Source organism: Tuberibacillus calidus DSM 17572 (assembly GCF_000430685.1).
GTDB classification, from domain to species: domain Bacteria; phylum Bacillota; class Bacilli; order Bacillales; family Sporolactobacillaceae; genus Tuberibacillus; species Tuberibacillus calidus.
Window position 1 is genome coordinate 21,386 of the sequence record NZ_KE387194.1, and the last position, 19,806, is coordinate 41,191.

Here is a 19,806-nt window from a genome sequence, read left to right on the forward strand (position 1 = left end):
ATCATGAAAACTGCATTTCTTGGACCTGAAGCAACCTTTACAGAGATGGCAGTGAAAGCCGTCTTTCCCGACACTGAAAGAATCGCTTGCCAGACGATTCCTGATTGTTTGGAAGCCGTAAAAAACAATCAAGCGGATGCAGCGGTCATTCCTTTAGAAAATGCGTTGGAAGGATCCGTAAATGTCAGTGTGGATTATTTGTATCACGAAGAAAATCCGCCGATTCGGGGAGAAATCATCGTTCCGATCAAACAACATCTGATGGTCCACCCGCACCATGCACAGAATTGGGAAAAGGCAATAAAAATAGTCTCACACCCCCATGCCCTTGCCCAATGTCATAAGTTTCTCCGTTCTCATTTTCAAAAGGCCGTGATTGAACCGATGAATTCAACGGCTGCTGCCGCTAAATATGTGAGTGAGCATCCGGAAGGTAACTATGGAGCCATTGCCAATCAATTGGCGGCTGAAAAATACGGGTTGACGATCGTCAAGGCGGATATTCAAGATTATACCGTTAATCATACGCGATTCATCGCTTTATCCGATCGCCCGTTGAAGTTTGCCCTTTCCTCATCGGTGGTAAAAACATCTGTCATGGTTACGCTTGCTTCAGATCGAGCGGGCAGTTTAAATCAAGTGCTCTCGGCTTTTGCTTGGCGCAATCTCAATTTAAGCAAGCTGGAATCCCGCCCGCTAAAAACCGGCCTCGGGAATTATTTTTTTATGATCGATATTAATCATTCCTTGAATGAGCCGCTTTTGCAATTTGCATTAGAAGAAATCAGAGCCCTCGGATGTACTGTTAAGATCTTGGGAAGTTATAAGAGTTATGCGGTGGAGTCGCCATGAAAAACCAAGCCGCATGACTCGTCTTTTAGTAAAATAAAATACAGATTGATACCACTGACAATGAAAAATACATAAGCGGTGGTTCTTCTTCAAAGAGGATCCGTGTGTAAAAATAATAGTAGGGGTGAGGCAGTTGTTTAACGACTTTAAGCCTGAGGAAGGCCGGCCGGTGTATATCCAACTTAAGGAGTATTTGAAACGCTTGATCACAAACGGCCATCTTCCAGAGCATACGAAACTGCCGTCAACCCGTGAAATGAGTGAACTCGCGGGAGTCAGCCGCAATACGGTACTTGCTAGTTATGGGGAGTTGGAACAAGAAGGGCTCGTCTATCCGGTAAAAGGCAAAGGCCATTTTGTTGGAAAAGTCACCACCGAGAAGTCCCCGGAAGCGAGTCTCGATTGGGAAAAGAAGCTCAATGATGATGTGCGCATCGCGTGTGACATGGATTTAATGAAACACGGCGTTCGCTGGGAAAAAGGTATGATCGCCTTTAACAGCATTGCGCCTGATGAAAAACTGTTTGATGTTGAAAATGTGAAAAGAGCGTTTCTCAACCGGATGGCCATTGAGGGGCAAGTGGTTTTAAATTACGGCTATGCCAAAGGCTATAAACCGCTGATTGATTTACTTTTTCACTATATGGAAGTGAAGGGTGTCGATCTCACTGGCAAAGACATCCTGATGACAAACGGTTTTACAGAGGGGTTGGACATTGTTTTATCCGCCTTGTGTAAGAAAAGCGGGCGCATTATTTGTGAAAACCCCACCCATCAATCGGCATTGAAGCTGTTTCGCCTGCACGGGTATGTCGTCCATGGGATTCCCATGGAAGAGGATGGCGTCTCGATCGAGCAACTGAAAGAGGCGCTCTCTCAATCAGACTATGATTTGGCGTATTTTATTCCGTCCTATCATAACCCAACTGGCATCGTCACATCCTCAGAAAAACGCATGGCGGTGATGAACCTGTTTTCCCATTACGACATCCCCATCATTGAAGATGGGTTCAACGAAGAGTTGCGGTATTCCGGATCCCACTTTTCACCGCTTTTGGCCATTGCTGGTCAAGGTAATAATGTCGTCTATATCAGCAGTTTTTCGAAAATCCTTTTTCCCGGTTTGCGCGTCGGCTGGATTCTTGCCGATCGATATCTTATTGAGCAGTTGGAAAGCGTCAAACGAGCCCGAACCATCCATACCTCAACGTTAGATCAAGCGCTGTTGTATCAGTATATGCACGACGGGTATTTTGAAAAATATTTGAAGAAAGCCAAAGCCGTTTATAAACGAAAATATGAATGCGCCTGGGCGGCATGCCAAAAATATATTCCTTATAAGCGTTTAACAGGTGACGGGGGCTTGCATCTTTTTGTTGAGTTAGAAGATGGTGTGGACGCGCGAACATTATTAAGACAGTGTTATGCAAAAGGTGTCGTTTTCTCACCCGGTGATGTTTTTTATACGAACGGTGGTGGCAAAAACACCTTCCGTCTCGGCTTTTCCCGCTTGAGTGAAGCGGAGATCCGTCTTGGCATTCAACGGATCGGCGACACTTTAAAAAATATGTTGGAGGCTAGAACATGAAAGTTGGCGTAGTCATGGGGGGCATCTCCTCCGAAAGAGACGTATCTTTAATGACCGGTCAGGAAATGATCGCTCATCTAGATCAAACGAAGTATGACGTTATTCCGGTGCAAATTGATAAGAAGGAAGATTTATTCGCGAAGGCCAAAGACTTAGATTTGGCTCTAATCGCCCTGCACGGGAAGTTCGGCGAAGACGGCACCATCCAAGGCACGTTGGAAACGCTTGGCGTCCCTTATACCGGAAGCGGCGTGTTATCAAGCAGCTTGTGCATGGATAAAAATATGTCCAAGAAAATCATGCGTTTCGAAGGGATTCCGACACCGGATTGGGTCTGTTTTTCAAGGGAAGACGAAGTCCCTTATGCGGAGCTAGAAAAATTGGGATACCCACTAGTCGTCAAACCCAACTCCGGCGGCTCCAGTGTCGGAGTGAAAATCGTTAAAGACCAAGACGCTTTATTATCGGCCATTAAAGAAGTTTTTCAATGGGATAGCGAAGTCCTCATCGAACAATATGTGAAAGGCGATGAAATCACGTGTGCGGTGTTGGACGGTAAGCTCCTTCCCGTATTATCCATCCGGCACGCCGGCGAATTCTTCGATTATCAGTCCAAATATAATGATGCCCGAACGATTGAAGAGCCCATCGAGCTTCCCGAGGCGCTTCAGGACAAAGTGGCCAAAGCAACCCTCGATTGTTATCGCGCGCTAAAGTGCAGCGTGTATGCGCGCATTGATATGATGGTGAAAGAAGGCATTCCCTATGTGATGGAGGTCAACACATTGCCGGGAATGACGAAAAACAGCTTATTGCCCAAAAGCGCCCGGGCCGCCGGCATCTCATACAGCGAATTGCTTGACATGATCATTCAAACCTCGCTCAGAGTAAGACAAAGTGAAGGGCTGTAATAAGATTAAAAAACAACTTGGGATAATGGGCATGTGACCCATTCCAATAACCACCCCGTATCACGCTAAAAGTGGTACGGGGTGTTTCGTTTTACAAGTAGGGAGTCAAAAAAATTCTCAAACCATCATTAGAGTCTTCTTTCAACCAGGTTTTCGATTTTCCGTCATGTTTTAGCATATTACCGACGGATTTTGATGATTTACCTTCATGTTTTAGCATTTTACCGTCAGATTTTGATGATTTACCGCCATGTTTCAGCCGTTTACCGTCAAGTCTTGGGGATTTACCGTCATCTTTTAGCATTTTACCGTCAGTTTTTTTAAATTTACCGCTGGATGGAAACAATTCTGAATTTTTAAGGCGAAAAATACGCCTCTCGAGATCTCCCGGGGGGTGTTTTTATGAACTGTCATGACTCGCTAACATTTTTCCATCAAATAAAGTTTGAAAAACGCTAAAGATGATTGTCAAAGAAGAACGAGGGGATTAACATGGGAAGTGTAACCAATGAAGAGAGGACGTTGGCCATGGAAACCATTCGCAACATTTTTTGCGTCGGAAGAAACTATGTCGAACATGCCAAGGAATTGAACAACGCCGTCCCGTCATCCCCATTTATGTTTACCAAACCGACCCATGCTTTGGTAAAAGCAGACGGTCAAGCGATTCACTTGCCAAAGGGCGCTGGCGCCATCCATTACGAAGCGGAATTGGTGCTATATATCTCCAAGCCGTATGAGAAAGGGATTCGGGTCGATGACATTGTCGACAAAATGGCCTTGGGCATCGATTTTACGTTAAGAGACATCCAAACGGAGTTGAAAAAGAAAGGCCTGCCGTGGCTTCGGGCAAAAGGCTTTAAAAATTCCGCCGTTCTTACCCGTTGGCTTGCTTTTCCCGGCATTGAACCATTGAAAGATACCGATTTTGTTTTACTGAAAAATGATGCAGAGGTTCAGCGTGGCAACATCAAGGAGATGATTTTTGATCCGCAAACTTTAATTGATTTCGCGGGCGAGCATTTTGGCCTCGGACCTGGGGATCTCTTATACACCGGCACGCCTTCAGGAGTCGGTGCGGCGGAAACCGGCGACCGTTTTACGTTAAAATGGGGAAATGATGTTTTAGGGACATTTTCCATCGAGTAAAAAGAATCGAACAGCCGTCTCATTGGAGGCGGTTTTTTGCGGATAAGAACGTCTGTCGTTTTTTGGGCCAGCATCAGGATAACAAAGGCTCCGCCTACAAGCGGAGCCCAGTTTTCTTAAATTCCCTTTATATCGTCCAATCGCCGATCATCCTCATAAGCTGGATACCTTCAATAATGGAAGCACTTGTGACTTCAATGAAAAAGCACTAATTATTTAATGTTTTAACCGAAACAATGTATTTTTGATACCATTTCTCCCAATTTTCTTTAGGGAAAACAGCGTGAGATTTCCCATTTAATAAATCCAGTAAATGGAAAAACAAGGACAAAAACTGTAAATAACTGGAGCATATGCGCAAATTCAGGCCGAACGGCCACCGAAAATGAGCAAAAACCCGATTTATGCGCAATTTTAAGGCTCAAGCAGATTATATTTATGGTTTTATTGTAACGGTAACCTAGGGGGAAGATGTCTGACCATGAGGCTTTGTTCCCGTCATTCATAGCCTTTTTCCAACACGTTTTATTTAGGAAAACGAACCTTTCCATTCGTCCGCTTAAAAAAGGTTTCCTGATGGTCTTCAACGCCAGCCACGCATTATTTTTGATAGTTAAGTTCCCAAATCACACCATAACGGTCGACCACAATGCCATACCGCGCTCCCCACATGGTATCCTGCAATTCCATCTTGATTTGTCCTTCTTTAGAAAGGGCTTCGTAAACGCGATTGATCTCGTCTTCACTATCCATTTGAAGAGCGAGTTGAATATGGTACCCTTTAATCGGCTCCTTTCCGAAAATATCAACGAGGTAGATGACGCAAGCTTCATTAATATGCAATTCAGCATGGATATACTTGCCTTCATGGCCCTTAAACATCTCGATGCCGTCGGCGAGCTGGGCGTTTCGGACTTCGCCACCGAAAATGCCTTGATAGAAATCGAGAGCTTCCTTGCAATTTTCTACAGTAATATGTGGAATGATTTGTTTCATTCTGTTACCCCCATATCGATCTCATTTGCCTTTCAAATATAATATTATCTTTTAAAATGGCAAAAATAAATATAGGAAAAAGAAGGAGTAATTCGCGATGACTTTCAAAAAGGAATATGAAATACAAACAAAACGAATCCTCGACCACTTAGAACAGTCGCAAGTATCCCTAAGCGATATGGACAAGTCCCTGATTGAAAAAGCTGTCAGGGAAGCCTATGGCGCCGGCTATGAAGATGGTCTGGCCGATGGGAAGGAAATCTCCGAACACCCCATTTCCGGATGATGTTCACCCGCGTCGTAAAATTTACGCGCACTTGTAAAGTAAATTTTATATAAGATAAACCAGGCATACGACCCGGCCTTCTTTGTTTAGAGATGTTCCCATTTAAAGACCCTTTTACGCAACGTTTTCGCGTGTTGGAAGCTTAAAAAAGTCGCGCAAAGGCGTTTGGACTCGTGATACGCGTTTATATTTTTCTAATATCTGGTTGCAGCGCGATGTTTTGGCCGCCGTTGATCCAAAAAATGTTGCACTTCCACCTTTTACGCAACGTTTTCGCGTGTTGGAAGCTTAAAAAAGTCGCGCAAAGGCGTTTGGACCCGTGAATTGCTTTTATTTTTTTCTAATATCTGGTTGCAGCGCGATGTTTTGGCCGCCGTTGATCCAAAAAATGTTGCACTTCCACCTTTTACGCAACGTTTTCGCGTGTTGGAAGCTTAAAAAAGTCGCGCAAAGGCGTTTGGACTCGTGATACGCGTTTATATTTTTCTAATATCTGGTTGCAGCGCGATGTTTTGGCCGCCGTTGATCCAAAAAATGTTGCGCTTTCACTTTTTGCGCAATGTTTTTGTGTGTCGGAGGCTTAAAAAAGTCGCGCAAAGGCGTTTGGACCCGTGAATTGTGCCTTGATTTCCCTAATATCTGGTAGCTGCACGACGTTTTGGACACCATTGAACCGAAAAACGTTGCGATTCCATCTTTTGCGCAACGTTTCCGTGTGTCGGAGCCCTAAAAAAGTCGCGCAAAGGCGTTTGGATCCTAGCATCGCGTCTGATTTTTCCCAATTTCTGGTTGTAGCGCGACGTTTTGGACGCCATTGAACCGAAAAACGTTGCGCTTCCTCTTTTTGCGCAACGTTTTCGTGTGTCGGAGCCCTAAAAAAGTCGCGCAAAGGCGTCTGGACCCGTGAATCGTGCCTTGATTTCCCTAATATCTGGTTGCAGCGCGACGTTTTGGACGCCATTGAACCGAAAAACGTTGCGCTTCCTCTTTTTGCGCAACGTTTTATCATGTCCGAAGCTTAAAAATATCGCACAAAGGCAAAGCCGTAGTTGTGTCATGCTAGCCTGAAAAAGGATAGGTCACTTACCGGAAAAATAAAAACGGGGATTGTCCCCGTTTTTCATGAAGCTTTTTTCGCCCAATCCTCTTTCAAATTGGCCTGATAGTCAAAGCCTTTCCGTTTACCCTCCCATTTACCGATGAAAAATAAGGCTGTTCCTATGATTGCCCAGCCAATGAGCATCGGTGCGACGGAAAGTATCATTTGAAAACTGAATACGGCAAGCACCACGAAGGCAAAACAGCCACAGATAACCATCCATTTTTTTGACGGTTTAAAAAGAGCGGTTTCCAATAATGCCGGCCGGACATATGGGAGGGCGATCATGGCGATGGCATGTCCCATATACATCAGAAACATTCCCTGTAAAGATATGTTGATAATAAAATCCAATGTTTTCGTCCAAAGCAACCCAATGACAAGAAGCGTATTTACTGTTAATGACAGATGAGGCGTGCCAAATTTTTTGTTAACCAATGCCAAAACAGATGGGACGGTTCGGTCCTCTGCATAACTGAACAGCATGCGGCTTACGACCATCATGATCGAATTTAAAGTCGTGGCAAAAGCCATGATGATACCGATGACGACAATCCATTTGGCCCATCCCGGTAAATAAACGGCCGCCACATCGGCCATCGCACTTTGCGATTTAGCTAGAATGTCCGCCGGCAGAACCCCAAAAGCAACCCAAGACACTAAAAAGTAAATAGCCATCGTGATGAGCGCCCCGCGCAACATCGTTCTCGGCAGGGCTTTTTGTGGATTTTTCATTTCTCCCCCAGTTTGTGCGAGCTGTTCAAAGCCGAAATAGGCAAAAAACAACGAAGGAAGGATGCTAAAGAATCCATGCCACCCATGGGGAAGGATGGGGGTGTAGTTTTTCAGGTGTACAGCAAACAACCCTGGTAAGACGAGAAAGCCGATGGAAACCAAAAGGATAATCGACATCCATAGTTGTATGCGTCCGAACCATTTAACACCGATTAAGTTCAGCAAGTAAAAAAAGAGCACGAAGACGGTTGCAAGTAGCAGAGAATGTCCCCAACCTAACAAACTGGTCACATAATCGCTGAAAGACAGCGCGATGACCGCCATGACGCCAATTAAAGCGATATATTGAAACCACATAAAGATAAATCCAACGAAGTGACTTTGAAAAGTACGGCTGATATGGACGTAGGCACCGCCGGGCTTTTTCCCCAATGGACTGCTTAAAAAAATTAAGTAAGCAAGGGCGGAAGCCAGTAAAACCGGTAACAGGGCGATATAACCGAATGGAACAGATGGCCCGGCCTCTGCGCCAGCTTGGCCTGTGACGACAAATATCCCGGAACCAATCATTCCGCCGATCACTAATGCGTAACCGTGCCAGCTGCTGAGTTCCCTGCGAAGTTTGTTCATATTGTTGTCTCTCCCTTGTCGTTGTTTGACTTTTGGCACTTTCGCAGTTTTATGCATAAATGCTTTTAAGCATTAAAGTAACTGGTTATACTATAAGGCATGTCTTTCAATTCGTCAACTAAAGAATCATTTTCGACTTCCGTAGTCTGTTCGATTCCTCTCTTTAGGACAAGTTAGATTCATAATCTTTAATCGAATTTGGTGTGGGAATAAGATAATTGTTAATGATAATTATTATCATCTAAAAATATAATTATTTATATTGATTATAATTTAAAATGGGAATATAATGGAGAAAAGCAAGGCTAAATATCAAGTTTTTTTAAACTCGAATATAAAATGTATAATGATTCTTATTCTCAATTAAGGTGGTGTTTACATGCATCTCCACATGGCAGAATACGCCAAAATTTTCACTAAAAATAATAATAATACTAAAGTAAAATATATTTTAAATGAGCATGGTGAGCTGATTGCAGCACTCACAAGCGGTTTACTCATGCTGATCGGATGGCTTTTAACCTATGAAAATACGATTTTTTCCATTGTTTTCTTTATCATTGCGTTTGTGATCGGCGGTTATGCGAAGGCGAAGGAAGGCATCACGGAGACCATCGAGAAGAAAACCTTAAACGTGGAACTTTTAATGTTTTTGGCAGCGATTGGGTCCGCTTTGATTGGCTATTGGTGGGAAGGCGGTGTACTGATTTTCATTTTTGCATTGAGCGGGGCGCTTGAGACCTATACGACAAATAAAAGCAGAAAAGAAATCTCATCCCTGATGAATATCCAGCCGGAAAAAGCGACGCGCATCGAAGACGGAGAAGAACGAGTGATTCATGCCAAGGAACTCGCAGTCGGTGACCGAATTATTGTAAAACCCGGGGAACGCATTCCGGCGGACGGCGTGATTCTCAAAGGGGAAACCACGGTCGATGAATCGGCTATTACAGGAGAAAGCCTCCCTGTGATGAAGTGTAAGAATGACGAGGTGTTTGCCGGGACGATCAATGTCAATGGCGTCTTGATCGTTGAAGTGGCAAAAAAGGCAAACGATACGTTATTCCAAAAAATTATAGACCTTGTCCAAAATGCCCAAAGTGAAAAATCGCCATCCCAGCTTTTTATTGAAAAATTTGAGGATGTCTACGTCAAAGTCGTTTTATTCGCTGTGCTCCTGATGATGGTGATCCCCCATTTTGCTTTCGGTTGGAGCTTTGCGGACACCCTTTATCGCGCCATGGTGCTCTTGGTTGTGGCGTCTCCATGCGCGGTTGTCGCTTCCATTATGCCCGCTACACTGGCCGCCATTTCAAATGGAGCCAAGCGCGGGGTTTTATTTAAAGGCGGTGTCCATCTTGAACAATTAGGTCATATTAAAGCTGTGGCTTTTGACAAAACCGGGACATTAACGCTTGGTCAACCGAGTGTAACGGATGTTGTGCCGTTCGGCGACCGAAATGAACATGATCTTTTGCGATTAGCGGCAGCTATTGAGCACCATTCCAATCATCCGCTTGCCCAGGCAATTGTCCATGAATATAAAAAGCTTTCTCAAGTTCCTCTACCGGAAGTCGGTGACATGGAAGAAACCGCTGGACTTGGGGTGGAAGCGACGGTTGATGGCCAACGATGGCGCATCGGGCAAGCCGGTTGGTTTCTAGATGACGAACCGGCCGAGGCCCAATCGCTTAAAGAAGAAGGGAAAACCGTCGTTTATGTTGGTAATGAAGCCGGCATTCAAGGTTTGATTGCGATGAAAGATAAGGTACGGCCTGAAGCTTCCTCAGCCATTAAGACATTGAAAAGCTTAGGCATTCACACGATCATGCTCACCGGGGATCATGAGACGACGGCCCGTGCAGTTGCTAAGGAAGCGGGAGTCGATGTTTATGTCGCGAAATGCTTGCCGGAGGAAAAATTGGCATACATTAAAAACATTAAAGAAAGCTATGGGCGAACGGCGATGGTCGGTGACGGCATGAACGATGCCCCGGCACTTGCGACTGCCGATGTGGGCATTGCGATGGGGGAAGGAACGGATGTGGCCCTTGAGACGGCCGATGTCGTTTTAATGAAAAACAGCCTTGATAAAATCGCCTATGCCATTCAACTTTCACGGCGGATGAACCGGGTCGTCAAACAGAATATCACCTTTGCCGTGGCCGTGATCTTCCTATTAATCTGTTCCAATTTTCTTCAGGTCATCAATTTACCCTTTGGTGTTGTCGGCCATGAAGGAAGCACCATCTTAGTTATTTTAAATGGCTTACGTCTTTTGCGGTCCGTTGCCGGGGAAAAAGGAAGAACCGAAACCCCATCTTCAAAGTGGAGGTTAACGGAAGGACTGAACCGGCAAGCCTCCGTTTCTAAAAACTAGAAGAGACTGCGGCGACCGCCCGTTTTTCAGCAGGAAATGCCTCGATACCTTAAAGGGAAAGCGTTGGGACTCTATTATGTAAAAACGAGGCGGTATGCCCGTGTCTAAGACCGGGTTAGCAAAGAAAATGGACAAAAACGGGACTTTGGTACACTTTTGAGCTTGGGAAAATGAGCATACACTCTAGATCGCGGAAAAACGGTTTTGATATAGATAAAAAGAGGTTGACCAGGGGGACAAAACCCCGATCGGTCAACCTCTTTCTTCTATGGCATTTTGAAGATTGCCGGCAAGCTTAAACACCATGACGCGTTCGCCGGTTTTCGTGCTTAAATCCGTATGCATGCTGACGACTTCAAATTGCGTAATATTATAAATAATTTCTTTTAAATCATCGACACCGGACTCCACCAAACTATTTCGGTGTTTTTTGACGGACAATAAACCGTCTTTATCGCTACATAGCGAATACTCGGCAGGCGTTAAAATGCCCCTAAGGGTGACAATAATCATGTTGCGTAAGATGTCCGATTTAACGGATATGGAGCCCCGTCCGAGATATGTTTTTTCCCAGTGCGTTAAGGCATTGCTGATTTCGGCTTCTAGATCACCTTTTGTTTTTCCCATATTGTGTTCCTTTCCGTGTAGCGTTTCTTTTTTATAGTTTATCATGAATGAGAATCAACCGTTAATCGTTAGGCCGGCTGACTTTCCACCAAAGCTTTCGCAGTTTCTTCTCACAGGCTGAACAAAAACCGTCTATGAAAAAGGGCCCCTCTAAGACCAGCTGATCCAGTTTCCGTCGGGGTCAATCGTCGCTAGACGAAGCCAACCGTTTTTCAACTTTTGTCGAAAATCCGGGTCATGATCAAGGATGCGCTGAATGGACTCGGTCGGCGCTTGGATGACCGTGAGCAAGCGTAACGGCTCATGATAGATGGCCGTGTCAGAAGCCATGACGGATTGCCAAGGGAGGCCAGTCAACAGGTCACTGCCATTGCCTTGCATTACCCCGATACCTGACGTGACGGTTTGGGTGATTTTATTGCCGCTTCCGTAATAATGCGGGGCCACGGTGGAGGCGTAATATTGCAAGTTAATCCACTGGGCTACCGTCACCGGACCTTTAATTATGTTGGCCAATAATTCACCGTTACGGTCTTTCTGCCATTGATAATTATGAAGAAAGACCCTACCTTCCAAATGGCGGCCTTTTGTCAAGGAACGCTCTCCGATGATAAAAGCGGCATTCCCCGCCAGCGCCCACTCAGGACGAATTTCGCTCCAATCCTTAGCCCGCTTTTCCGCTTCCGCATGTGTGCGTTCTTTTACCGAAACAATGGTTGGAAGAAGGGGGAGACGCTCACGGCCAAGTTGTTCAGTGACTTTAGGTAAAACTTTTTCGACGCGGTCAAAGGCCGATTGCGCTTCTGGACTAAGGTCTGGTACATCGAGCCATTGCAATTCATCGGTTGTTGTCACATGTTTGGCGGCGACAAAAACGGTTTCTTCTGGAATGATAATCCCTGTTGTTTTCAACTTTTCGCGTACTTCCGGGAGATTGCACAAGGCGACGAGAACGCGGGCGTTGAATGTGCTCGATGCGCCCCCGCAAGCACTGCAATCCAAGGCGGTGGCATGAGGATTATTCACGGTTTCCCCTTCATGCCCGCAAATCACCACTAGAGGCGCGAAGTTTTCCGTTAAGCCCATTGTCACCAAGGCTTGGCGCGCAAAGAAGACTTTTTCTTCATCGCTAAATCCCAAAGGCAAGTCCGTTTCGCCTTCACAACAACGGTCAAGTGTCAAGCCGATCTTCGGCGTTTTGACCAAGCGCTTGTGTATGTTCCCGTACCATTTTCGCACGGTTTCGGGAATAAAGCTTGAAGCGAGGCTATGCAAAGCGAGCCACGGACCGCTGATTTCCGGAAGCAACAAGCCGCTCGGCATATTGTATTTCAATGTTTCAAAAGTTTGTTTCGGTGACTCGGCAAGATCGGCGCGTTTCTGGAAATCCCGGTAATCAAGATCCGGCAAGGTTTCCTCGATTTTATATTGCGGTTTGAGCATGACCGGCAACGCGCTGTGACTCCGCTTTTTTCCGAGTTTCCGGGCTTTGATCGGTAATCCAAAAAAACCAGCCGTGCCAAAAGTCTCGAATGGACCCGTTTCTTCGAGGTGGCGACGGATCGCTTCCGAACGAACATCCAAACAAAAAGCAAATTGCGCAACAGGCGGTTGTTCGCGCGTCTTAGGTGCCGATACCTTTTCCGAAATGAGGTTTTTCAAATGCGCTTCATATGTTCTCTCCCAAGCCTCAAGCCAAATCAGGCGGCGGGCGGCCTTTAGCCGCTGGGCGAGATGCAATCGGCTTTTTTGTTCATCCGTTGTCAGATGGAGCCAATCACTTGGCGCCATTCCGCCATACGCCGCCCAAGATTGAATGAGCGCTTCAAGCATTCCACCGTCATCTTGCGACGAAGGGGTTTCGATCAACTCGGGCGGAATAAGAAAGGCTTCAAGGGAGAGGCGGATGGCAAGATAGTCGATAAGGAGGTGATCATCACCGTTTTCTTCTGCCATCCAAAGCAACATCCCCGCCCAACCGGGCAAAGCCAAAAGATGTGCTTCTAAATATTGACGGCTTTCTTCCGGGCGTATGTGTAAATCGACGAGCGCTTTCTTAAGGGCTTGCTCAGCGTCTTCCGGTAAAGCTTTTAACCGTTGACGCAGGCTGCGGGGAAGTGCCGGATCATGAGGCGAAAGCCGCTTCCAAGCGCCATAAAAGCCTTTTTCCCGGTGCGGCATCGGCCAAGCGGCTTGCTGATCATCGAGATATAACTTACACCACTTCATCATCTGGTGATTGAGGCGTTCCCCTGTGTTGTCGATGCCGAGCCGTTCCGTTTTCCGACTGTGCGTTTCAACAATCGATGGCCCAGCTAGATGAGAGGCGAGGCGGCGCAGCCGTTTCGAAACGGTTTTCACATGACCGGGATCTATGTCGGCGGCGTATTCCTTATTATCATTAAGTAATGCCCAACCAAATTGTTCTTGGATCTCTTGCGGAATGTCCAAGGCTTGGCTTTCAAGCCAGCGGTGGAGCGCTGCCTTTAATTCCTGTTGGTCGATGTGATGGCTGCTAATAGCGGCTTGAATCATCGCCTCACTGGGTAGGATGTCGACATCACACCATCTTTTCAACCGCTCCACTGCTTTATCGAACTGCATGTGTTCCCAACCGGCCCAAGGACTGCGGGCAGCAAAAGCCGTAATCGGTCCATATGGTGCAATGACGCGTGAAGCTGCTTTTACCAGTTGATGAAGATCAATGGCGTGAACCGATGAAAACGCGAGGTTTTTTAAAGTGGTATTCATCGCGTTGGACCTCCTTTTGACATAAGCTGTGTGAGATATTTCGGATGGCTTTCCATGGCATCCGGGTGGGCTTCACCAATACGAATGAGCCAAAGGTACAGCCAAGTATAAAGTTTTGAATGACGCTGCCGTTTGACCCAGATGGCGAGCAGGCTGGCTCCAATTAATAGTATTAACAGAATGATGACTAAAGGCGTTGATGGACCGGGGGACGGAATGCCGTTCAAAAGGTGATAAAAAGCGAGATGGATCAAGAAAAACATGAGTCCCGCAACACACAGCACACCCAAGTTGATGAGCCGTCCCAATCGCCCGTAGTCATAAGCGGTCAGTTGCGTCCAAGCGATAGCGAGTGACCACCCTAAAATGACGGCACTTGCTGTCCGGTAGCCATAGTCCGGCGAAAGCGTCCAGTAGATAACGCCTGCTGCGATGCCCAAAATAAGTCCGAGCACCCGCCATAGATTGGCATGAAGGCCTGTACGTTCAGGCTTTTCCGCATGTTGCAAGGCATTCCCGGATTGCAAGAACAATGTGGCCTTAAATAGACCGTGTAAAACAGCGTGTGTGATGGCGGCAGCGAAAGCGCCCAAGGCACATTGAACGAGCATAAAGCCCATTTGCGCGATCGTTGAACCGACAAGTTGCCGTTTATAATCCGGCTGAACCAGCATGATGCCCGTTCCTAGAAGTACGGAAAGCCCTGACGCGATCAAAAGGACGGTTTGGGCTAAAGCATTTGTAAATAAAGGTGCAGCTACCGTCAAAAGAATCCCGCCGACATTGACGATGCCGGCATGCATAATCGCCGAAACCGGTGTCGGTGTGACAACAGAGTTGAGTAGCCAACTTTGAAAAGGAAACTGAGCGGCAGGAATCATGACCGACATCACGAGTAGTAGCGTCATACCGGTATGTGACCAAGGGTGAAGCTGGGCGACATGAGCGCTGAGCTGTGACCAATGCCAGCTTCCGGTTTCTTTGACGAGCCAAACGATGGCGACTAACAGGAATAGCCAGCTCAAGCTAAACACGCGGCCGGCTAAGGCAGAAGACCATAGTGCTTGCCGCCATGTGTGATTTAGCCGAATCAAAAGCGTTAAAGACAGAAGGACGGCTCCCCAAAAAACGAGCATAAGCCGTATATCATCGCTGACCCAAGCGAAAGCATCAAAAAAAGTGATGAAGGAAAGAAAAGCAAAATAGCCGCGATAATGGCGATCGCCCAAGAGATAGCGAACCGAATAGCGTTGGACGATGAGCCCGATCGTCAGTACAAATAAGGCGATCAACCATGATAATGAATAGAAGCGAAACGGCCCTAGGATGGTAGGGGTCCGGTCCATAATGAGCGCCCCAAGAGAGATCAAAGGCGGTAACGTTAAAAGGCCCATATGCACGCGAACATAGGACAATGGTACGCAGGGTTGTAAAAAGATAAGCGCGCTGAGAGCCGCAAGGAGTAAAAATGCGATAAAAAGAATCGGCAATAACGTATGCAATAAATCCGTCATGTGGTTTCCCTCCAAACAGGCCAACTTCATTTTTGTACTTTTATGAAAATAAAAAACCGGCAACTTCCACCGTTCGGAACCGCTCTTATGAGAGATTCCACGGATGATGGAAAATTGCCGGTTTACGTTTAACTGGCCAAAAACGGCCCTTTAAGCGTCCACCTATTATTGCATTTTATTAAATATAAAAAGGGACAGATGGTGGTGCCCCTATGTATCTCATACTTTTTATGATAGATTTCATTTCTCATCCGGGCAACCGAATGTTAAAGAAACCTCGCTTATATATTTTATATATGACTCGGTTATTTGTCAAGTCCAAAACTTGCTCCATCCAAGCCTTCGTGCAGTCATGCTGGCCTAATTAAAAGTTTTAAGTGGGAGATCGGCTAAGCCTGTTAGGCGAAAGCGGGGGACTTAGTAGCACTTATGCTGTCCTAAAAATTTTATGCTTTCCTACCAATAAAAAAGCCGGGCGGGTACCCGGCTTTTCGTCTGTCAGTTTAATTTTTAATACAGCCGCCTGATTTTAGTATTGCGCTAAAGCGGGTACGAGTTGGTTGGCGATCGGGCTTCCCCAACCGGTGACTAAATCATACCCGCTTCCGGCATTATAACCGCTGTTATCGCCGGATAAAATGTCGTGGAAATAGGTCTGATAGTTGGACCCGCTGCCGAGGCTGTAAAGGGCATTTAAGGTTTCGTTTGATGAAAGTGGGGTGTTACGGCTTTGGTCAGCCAAAGCTACGATCGCTGCCCAGGCTGGCGCGCTGAGGCTCGTTCCTCCGACGACATACCAGCCGCTTTGTCCTTGATACCTTGTCGTGTCATAGACAGCGACGCCCGTATTCGGGTCGGCATCAAAAGCGATGTCCGGATTACCGCGGGATGCACCAACCAGCTGGGAAACAACATCTTGGTAAGCGGGTCTTGATACATAGGCACTTAACCCACCGCCGGAACCAGACCAAGCACTTTCACTTAAGTAATTTCCGGATGGGTCAACATTTAGAGTCGTCCCGCCGACTGAGACGACATAAGGTGAGGACGCAGGCCATGAAACCCCTGCTCCGCTATCACCGGATGAGGCGAAATACGTCACACCGGGATGGCTAAAGTGACTGTTATAGCTTGATTCAGAGGAAAATTCCGAGCCGCCCCAACTGTTTGAGACGACTTGCGCTCCGTGGCTAGTGGCATAGTCGATGGCGGCAAGAAGGTCAGTGATGGATGCCGATGGCGCCACAACAAGTAGAATTTTAGCATCCGGAGCAATCGCATGTGCCCATTCAACGTCCATTGAGGTCTCAAGTGCCCAACCCGGATCGGTTTTTCTCGGTTTACCATTTGGATAAACGACTTGTAAATTAGCGGGCGGGAGATTGAATTGGTTATTAAAAACCTGCAGGTCGTTTTGGATCGTCGGGCTACCGTACGCATCAACAATGGCAATGGTTTGGCCGGCACCGGTTTGACTAAGTTTATCCAACCCATAGGCATGCCGAACTTGTGCCGGGTTAAGCCCATACTGGTAGGAATGAGTGGCGGATGGTTTTACGTGGACCGGATGATTTGCTTCCCAAGCTTTTTGATGTGGGGAATAGGCGTCAGCGGTGGCAGTTCCAAGTAGCAATAATGCAGATGAAGACAGTGTGACAGCTAGTTTGCTCCAAAAACCTTTCATACTTTTATCCCTCCTAATAGATTAATAGGGTGGTCACGTGAATTTATTTTAACATTTAGCAAAATTTCTGGTATTGGGAAAAGGGACTGTTGGACTTTGATTTAAATGGCAAGGGGACGAAGTTATTTGCGAAAAAAATAAGGCGCTTAAGACATAGGTCTGAAGCTCCTTAATACGAGGTGATTAGGTGGTTTGTTTTGGAGTGACAGTGATGGGAAAATAGCGGTCAAAAATATACCGGTTTTGGACAAGCATCGAAAAGGGGGGCGGTCAAGGGGTCCCCGTCTCTCTGGAAATTAAAGATGAAGAAGTCTTAAAGTACGGCGAGCTGTTAGTGTTACGGATACCACCTTGGAAATTAAAGGCGAAAAATCCGCATGCGATAGGCGTTCATGGCTGTATTTCCTAAATGATCAAGAAAGCGATAATTGGCGAAAGCGCCAACAGCAGCTCCCAAACCCGGAACCAATTGCAGTAATTTGGCTAGGTCAATCGTGTCGCGGTATTCTTGTTGGAAGGTGTACCAGTCCATTTCAGGATGGTGATCGTACTGCTCCCAATTTTTCAGTTTGAGGAAAGCGTCCTGTCTTTTTTCGTCACTTGAAAAAGCGGTGAGAAACACGTATAGGATGAACAATCTTTCCCGTTGATCTTTGACATCGAAGCCGTAAAGGGTGGCAGCCTCAAACAAAAATTTCATTTTAATTGACAATAGAGCAGGGAAATCGGCTAAAGAAAGCCAAAACCCTCCGGCGCCCGTTCCGGCACCTTCCACAGCAGCCACGCGTTTGTAGGTTTTTATTTTTTCTTGAATAAGTGTTTCTCTTTCCTTTAGTGAAAGATTTGCCGCTGGGGGCCGTTGGGTTGTCCATTTTGACCCGAGCAATGCCGCTTGGGTGATTTTTTTTATGGCTTCCGTCATAGTGCGATGGACGGCTTCGGGGATTTTATTATTAATAGCCACCTGGACTTTTTTGGCTGCACGGCTTACCATACCGCTCTTTTTCATCATTTTACGCTGCCAATCCAGGCATTCTTTTTTAGCGATTTCTTCGTAGGTCATATTCACCCTCCGGAAATATAAAAATACGTCTTAGGGCTGAGAGAGGTTAAACCTCTGGAGCGTTTGGCGAAATTCGTTCGGCTTATAAAATGATTGTAGTCGAAAAATAACATCTTTACAACATAACATTGTTATGTTACTTTAATGGAGGGGGTGGCAATCAATGGAGAATGAATTGATTTCAAAAAAGGAATTGCTTGAACTAACCGGCATTTCCTACGGCCAGTTATATCGTTGGAAGCGAAAAAACTTGATTCCCGAAGAATGGTTTATTCGGAAATCGACCTTTACCGGTCAAGAAACGTTTTTTCCGAAGCAAAAAATTTTAAAAAGGATCGATAAAATCCTTAACATGAAGGACCATCTGTCTTTGGATGAAATCGCCGCCCATGTTTCACCGAATCCGGCGGCCATCACCGTGGAAACTGAACAATTATTAAAACAAAACATTGTTTCAAATGTTGCTGTGAAGTTATTTGAAGAAGCCTTTGGAAAGAAGCCGATCCTCAATTTTGATGAATTGCTGACCATTTTCCTCATCGATCAAGGGCTGAAAAACGGTTCCATCAGCCTAGAAGAGGGGCGTCTACTCCTTCACGTCATGCGTGACCATTATGAAAACGTTAAGGGGAAAAACGGCGAGCTCATATTGATTCGAAAGCTAGGATTGCAAATTGCAATGATTATCGGAAGCCCCGCTGAACTTTTTATTGAGAATGAAGCGAGGATTGCCTACCGAGCCAACATTGCTCAATCCATTGAGGCATTAAAAGAAAAGCTTGAAGCGAATAACCAGGAGGATGGAAATGAGAATGGAAAACAATCATGATTTAATCATATCAGGCACGGCCAAAGCCGCAGGCGGCAAATATCGGCGCGTTGAAATAAGCGGTTCGGCAACGGTTAGCGGGGATTTGATGTGTGATTATTGCCGCATATCAGGGTCGGGCAAAACGGATGGCGATGTGAAAGTGAAAATCATGAAAGTGAGCGGCACCAGCCATCATTTCGGCAATGTGGAGGCTCAAGCGATGGATGTGAGCGGCGCATGCCGTGTCGACGGCCGCTTAGCATGTGAAGACTTGAAAGCCAGCGGCTCCCTAAAAGTTGATAAACACTTTACCGGAGAAAAAACAGAGGTCAATGGAACGCTCACGATCAAAGGAAATTGTGCGAGTGAACATTTTACCATTAAAGGCTCTTTTAAAATTGGTGAAATGCTCAATGCTGATACGATCGAGATCATGCTTTACCAAAATGCTTCGGCCAAGGAAATTGGGGGCAGTACCATACAAGTGAGAAAAGAGCATAAAGGATTTTCGTTGTCTAAACTTTTTAATGGGTTGCAACCGATGTTGTCGGCGGATGTCATTGAGGGTGATGATATTTCGCTGGAAAATACCAAAGCCCGTGTCGTCCGCGGAAAAAACGTACACATCGGGCCCGGCTGTATGATTGACCTCGTCGAGTATTACGAGGAATTGACGCAAGATCAAGAAGCGGAAGTTAAAAGTTTTAAAAAGCTATAAGAGGTGTGTGAA

The 19,806-nt window shown here is 46.1% G+C and carries 16 protein-coding genes; 8 read left to right on the forward strand and 8 right to left on the reverse strand.

All coding sequences use genetic code 11. The features are described from left to right. The first annotated feature begins 3 nt into the window (after window positions 1–3). The 3 genes from pheA to H532_RS0115310 all read left to right on the forward strand — a co-directional run bounded on the left by pheA (window position 4) and on the right by H532_RS0115310 (window position 3,351). Window positions 4–852: a prephenate dehydratase gene (pheA, locus tag H532_RS0115300; RefSeq protein WP_027726196.1), complete on the forward strand. Its 849-nt coding sequence runs from the start codon at window positions 4–6 to the stop codon at window positions 850–852. 133 nt (window positions 853–985) lie between these two features. After that, on the forward strand, window positions 986–2,440 hold the full coding sequence (locus H532_RS0115305; protein WP_027726197.1) for an aminotransferase-like domain-containing protein: 1,455 nt from the start codon (window positions 986–988) through the stop codon (window positions 2,438–2,440). Beyond that, window positions 2,437–3,351, forward strand: a complete 915-nt coding sequence (locus H532_RS0115310) for a D-alanine--D-alanine ligase (protein WP_027726198.1) — start codon at window positions 2,437–2,439, stop codon at window positions 3,349–3,351. Before H532_RS0115305 ends, H532_RS0115310 begins: the two co-directional genes overlap by 4 nt. Window positions 3,352–3,442: 91 nt before the next feature. Here H532_RS0115310 and H532_RS0115315 read toward each other — a convergent pair whose 3' ends face one another. Further along, a complete protein-coding gene (locus H532_RS0115315; protein WP_027726199.1) occupies window positions 3,443–3,697 on the reverse strand; it encodes a hypothetical protein in 255 nt (84 codons plus the stop codon). A 182-nt stretch (window positions 3,698–3,879) separates the two neighbouring features. Here H532_RS0115315 and H532_RS0115320 point away from each other — a divergent pair, with 182 nt between their 5' ends. Continuing rightward, the gene (locus H532_RS0115320; RefSeq protein ID WP_027726200.1) at window positions 3,880–4,500 is read left to right on the forward strand and encodes a fumarylacetoacetate hydrolase family protein; all 621 of its coding nucleotides are present in this window, start codon (window positions 3,880–3,882) and stop codon (window positions 4,498–4,500) included. Between the two features lie 600 nt (window positions 4,501–5,100). On the opposite strand, the gene H532_RS0115325 is transcribed toward H532_RS0115320, so the two are convergent. Then, the gene (locus tag H532_RS0115325; protein ID WP_027726201.1) at window positions 5,101–5,496 is read right to left on the reverse strand and encodes a VOC family protein; all 396 of its coding nucleotides are present in this window, start codon (window positions 5,494–5,496) and stop codon (window positions 5,101–5,103) included. Between the two features lie 97 nt (window positions 5,497–5,593). On the opposite strand from H532_RS0115325, the gene H532_RS0115330 reads away from it, so the two are divergent. After that, on the forward strand, window positions 5,594–5,782 hold the full coding sequence (locus tag H532_RS0115330) for a hypothetical protein (protein WP_027726202.1): 189 nt from the start codon (window positions 5,594–5,596) through the stop codon (window positions 5,780–5,782). A gap of 1,120 nt (window positions 5,783–6,902) precedes the next feature. On the opposite strand, the gene H532_RS19140 is transcribed toward H532_RS0115330, so the two are convergent. Beyond that, window positions 6,903–8,246 (reverse strand): APC family permease, encoded by a 1,344-nt coding sequence (locus H532_RS19140; RefSeq protein WP_038112708.1) that lies wholly within the window; start codon window positions 8,244–8,246, stop codon window positions 6,903–6,905. A gap of 391 nt (window positions 8,247–8,637) precedes the next feature. Here H532_RS19140 and H532_RS19145 point away from each other — a divergent pair, with 391 nt between their 5' ends. Beyond that, entirely contained in the window at window positions 8,638–10,626 is a 1,989-nt protein-coding gene (locus H532_RS19145) for a heavy metal translocating P-type ATPase (RefSeq protein WP_081412503.1), read from the forward strand. A 252-nt stretch (window positions 10,627–10,878) separates the two neighbouring features. On the opposite strand, the gene H532_RS0115350 is transcribed toward H532_RS19145, so the two are convergent. The 5 genes from H532_RS0115350 to H532_RS0115370 form a co-directional block, all read right to left on the reverse strand. Then, entirely contained in the window at window positions 10,879–11,253 is a 375-nt protein-coding gene (locus H532_RS0115350) for a Na-translocating system protein MpsC family protein (protein ID WP_027726204.1), read from the reverse strand. A gap of 150 nt (window positions 11,254–11,403) precedes the next feature. Further along, window positions 11,404–14,004 (reverse strand): DUF2309 domain-containing protein, encoded by a 2,601-nt coding sequence (locus H532_RS0115355; RefSeq protein ID WP_027726205.1) that lies wholly within the window; start codon window positions 14,002–14,004, stop codon window positions 11,404–11,406. Further along, window positions 14,001–15,518, reverse strand: a complete 1,518-nt coding sequence (locus tag H532_RS0115360) for an NADH dehydrogenase subunit 5 (protein ID WP_027726206.1) — start codon at window positions 15,516–15,518, stop codon at window positions 14,001–14,003. Before H532_RS0115360 ends, H532_RS0115355 begins: the two co-directional genes overlap by 4 nt. A gap of 529 nt (window positions 15,519–16,047) precedes the next feature. Beyond that, entirely contained in the window at window positions 16,048–17,202 is a 1,155-nt protein-coding gene (locus H532_RS0115365) for a S53 family peptidase (RefSeq protein WP_027726207.1), read from the reverse strand. Between the two features lie 358 nt (window positions 17,203–17,560). Continuing rightward, entirely contained in the window at window positions 17,561–18,265 is a 705-nt protein-coding gene (locus tag H532_RS0115370; protein ID WP_038112710.1) for an EcsC family protein, read from the reverse strand. 163 nt (window positions 18,266–18,428) lie between these two features. Between H532_RS0115370 and H532_RS19150 the strand changes: the two genes are divergently transcribed. Together H532_RS19150 and H532_RS0115380 are read left to right on the forward strand one after the other, a co-directional pair. Continuing rightward, entirely contained in the window at window positions 18,429–19,094 is a 666-nt protein-coding gene (locus H532_RS19150; RefSeq protein ID WP_038112712.1) for a YhbD family protein, read from the forward strand. Continuing rightward, the gene (locus tag H532_RS0115380; RefSeq protein ID WP_027726209.1) at window positions 19,072–19,794 is read left to right on the forward strand and encodes a polymer-forming cytoskeletal protein; all 723 of its coding nucleotides are present in this window, start codon (window positions 19,072–19,074) and stop codon (window positions 19,792–19,794) included. Before H532_RS19150 ends, H532_RS0115380 begins: the two co-directional genes overlap by 23 nt. Window positions 19,795–19,806 lie beyond the last annotated feature (12 nt).

Excerpts from the sequence above, each read along its gene's own strand:
- H532_RS0115310 (WP_027726198.1), top strand. The coding sequence starts at position 2,437 with ATGAAAGTTGGCGTAGTCATGGGGGGCATCTCCTCCGAAAGAGACGTA.
- H532_RS0115330 (WP_027726202.1), top strand. The coding sequence starts at position 5,594 with ATGACTTTCAAAAAGGAATATGAAATACAAACAAAACGAATCCTCGAC.
- H532_RS19140 (WP_038112708.1), bottom strand. The coding sequence starts at position 8,246 with ATGAACAAACTTCGCAGGGAACTCAGCAGCTGGCACGGTTACGCATTA.
- H532_RS19145 (WP_081412503.1), top strand. The coding sequence starts at position 8,638 with ATGGCAGAATACGCCAAAATTTTCACTAAAAATAATAATAATACTAAA.
- H532_RS0115370 (WP_038112710.1), bottom strand. The coding sequence starts at position 18,265 with ATGACCTACGAAGAAATCGCTAAAAAAGAATGCCTGGATTGGCAGCGT.
- H532_RS0115360 (WP_027726206.1), bottom strand. The coding sequence starts at position 15,518 with ATGACGGATTTATTGCATACGTTATTGCCGATTCTTTTTATCGCATTT.
- pheA (WP_027726196.1), top strand. The coding sequence starts at position 4 with ATGAAAACTGCATTTCTTGGACCTGAAGCAACCTTTACAGAGATGGCA.
- H532_RS0115320 (WP_027726200.1), top strand. The coding sequence starts at position 3,880 with ATGGAAACCATTCGCAACATTTTTTGCGTCGGAAGAAACTATGTCGAA.
- H532_RS0115355 (WP_027726205.1), bottom strand. The coding sequence starts at position 14,004 with ATGAATACCACTTTAAAAAACCTCGCGTTTTCATCGGTTCACGCCATT.
- H532_RS0115380 (WP_027726209.1), top strand. The coding sequence starts at position 19,072 with ATGAGAATGGAAAACAATCATGATTTAATCATATCAGGCACGGCCAAA.
- H532_RS19150 (WP_038112712.1), top strand. The coding sequence starts at position 18,429 with ATGGAGAATGAATTGATTTCAAAAAAGGAATTGCTTGAACTAACCGGC.
- H532_RS0115350 (WP_027726204.1), bottom strand. The coding sequence starts at position 11,253 with ATGGGAAAAACAAAAGGTGATCTAGAAGCCGAAATCAGCAATGCCTTA.
- H532_RS0115365 (WP_027726207.1), bottom strand. The coding sequence starts at position 17,202 with ATGAAAGGTTTTTGGAGCAAACTAGCTGTCACACTGTCTTCATCTGCA.
- H532_RS0115325 (WP_027726201.1), bottom strand. The coding sequence starts at position 5,496 with ATGAAACAAATCATTCCACATATTACTGTAGAAAATTGCAAGGAAGCT.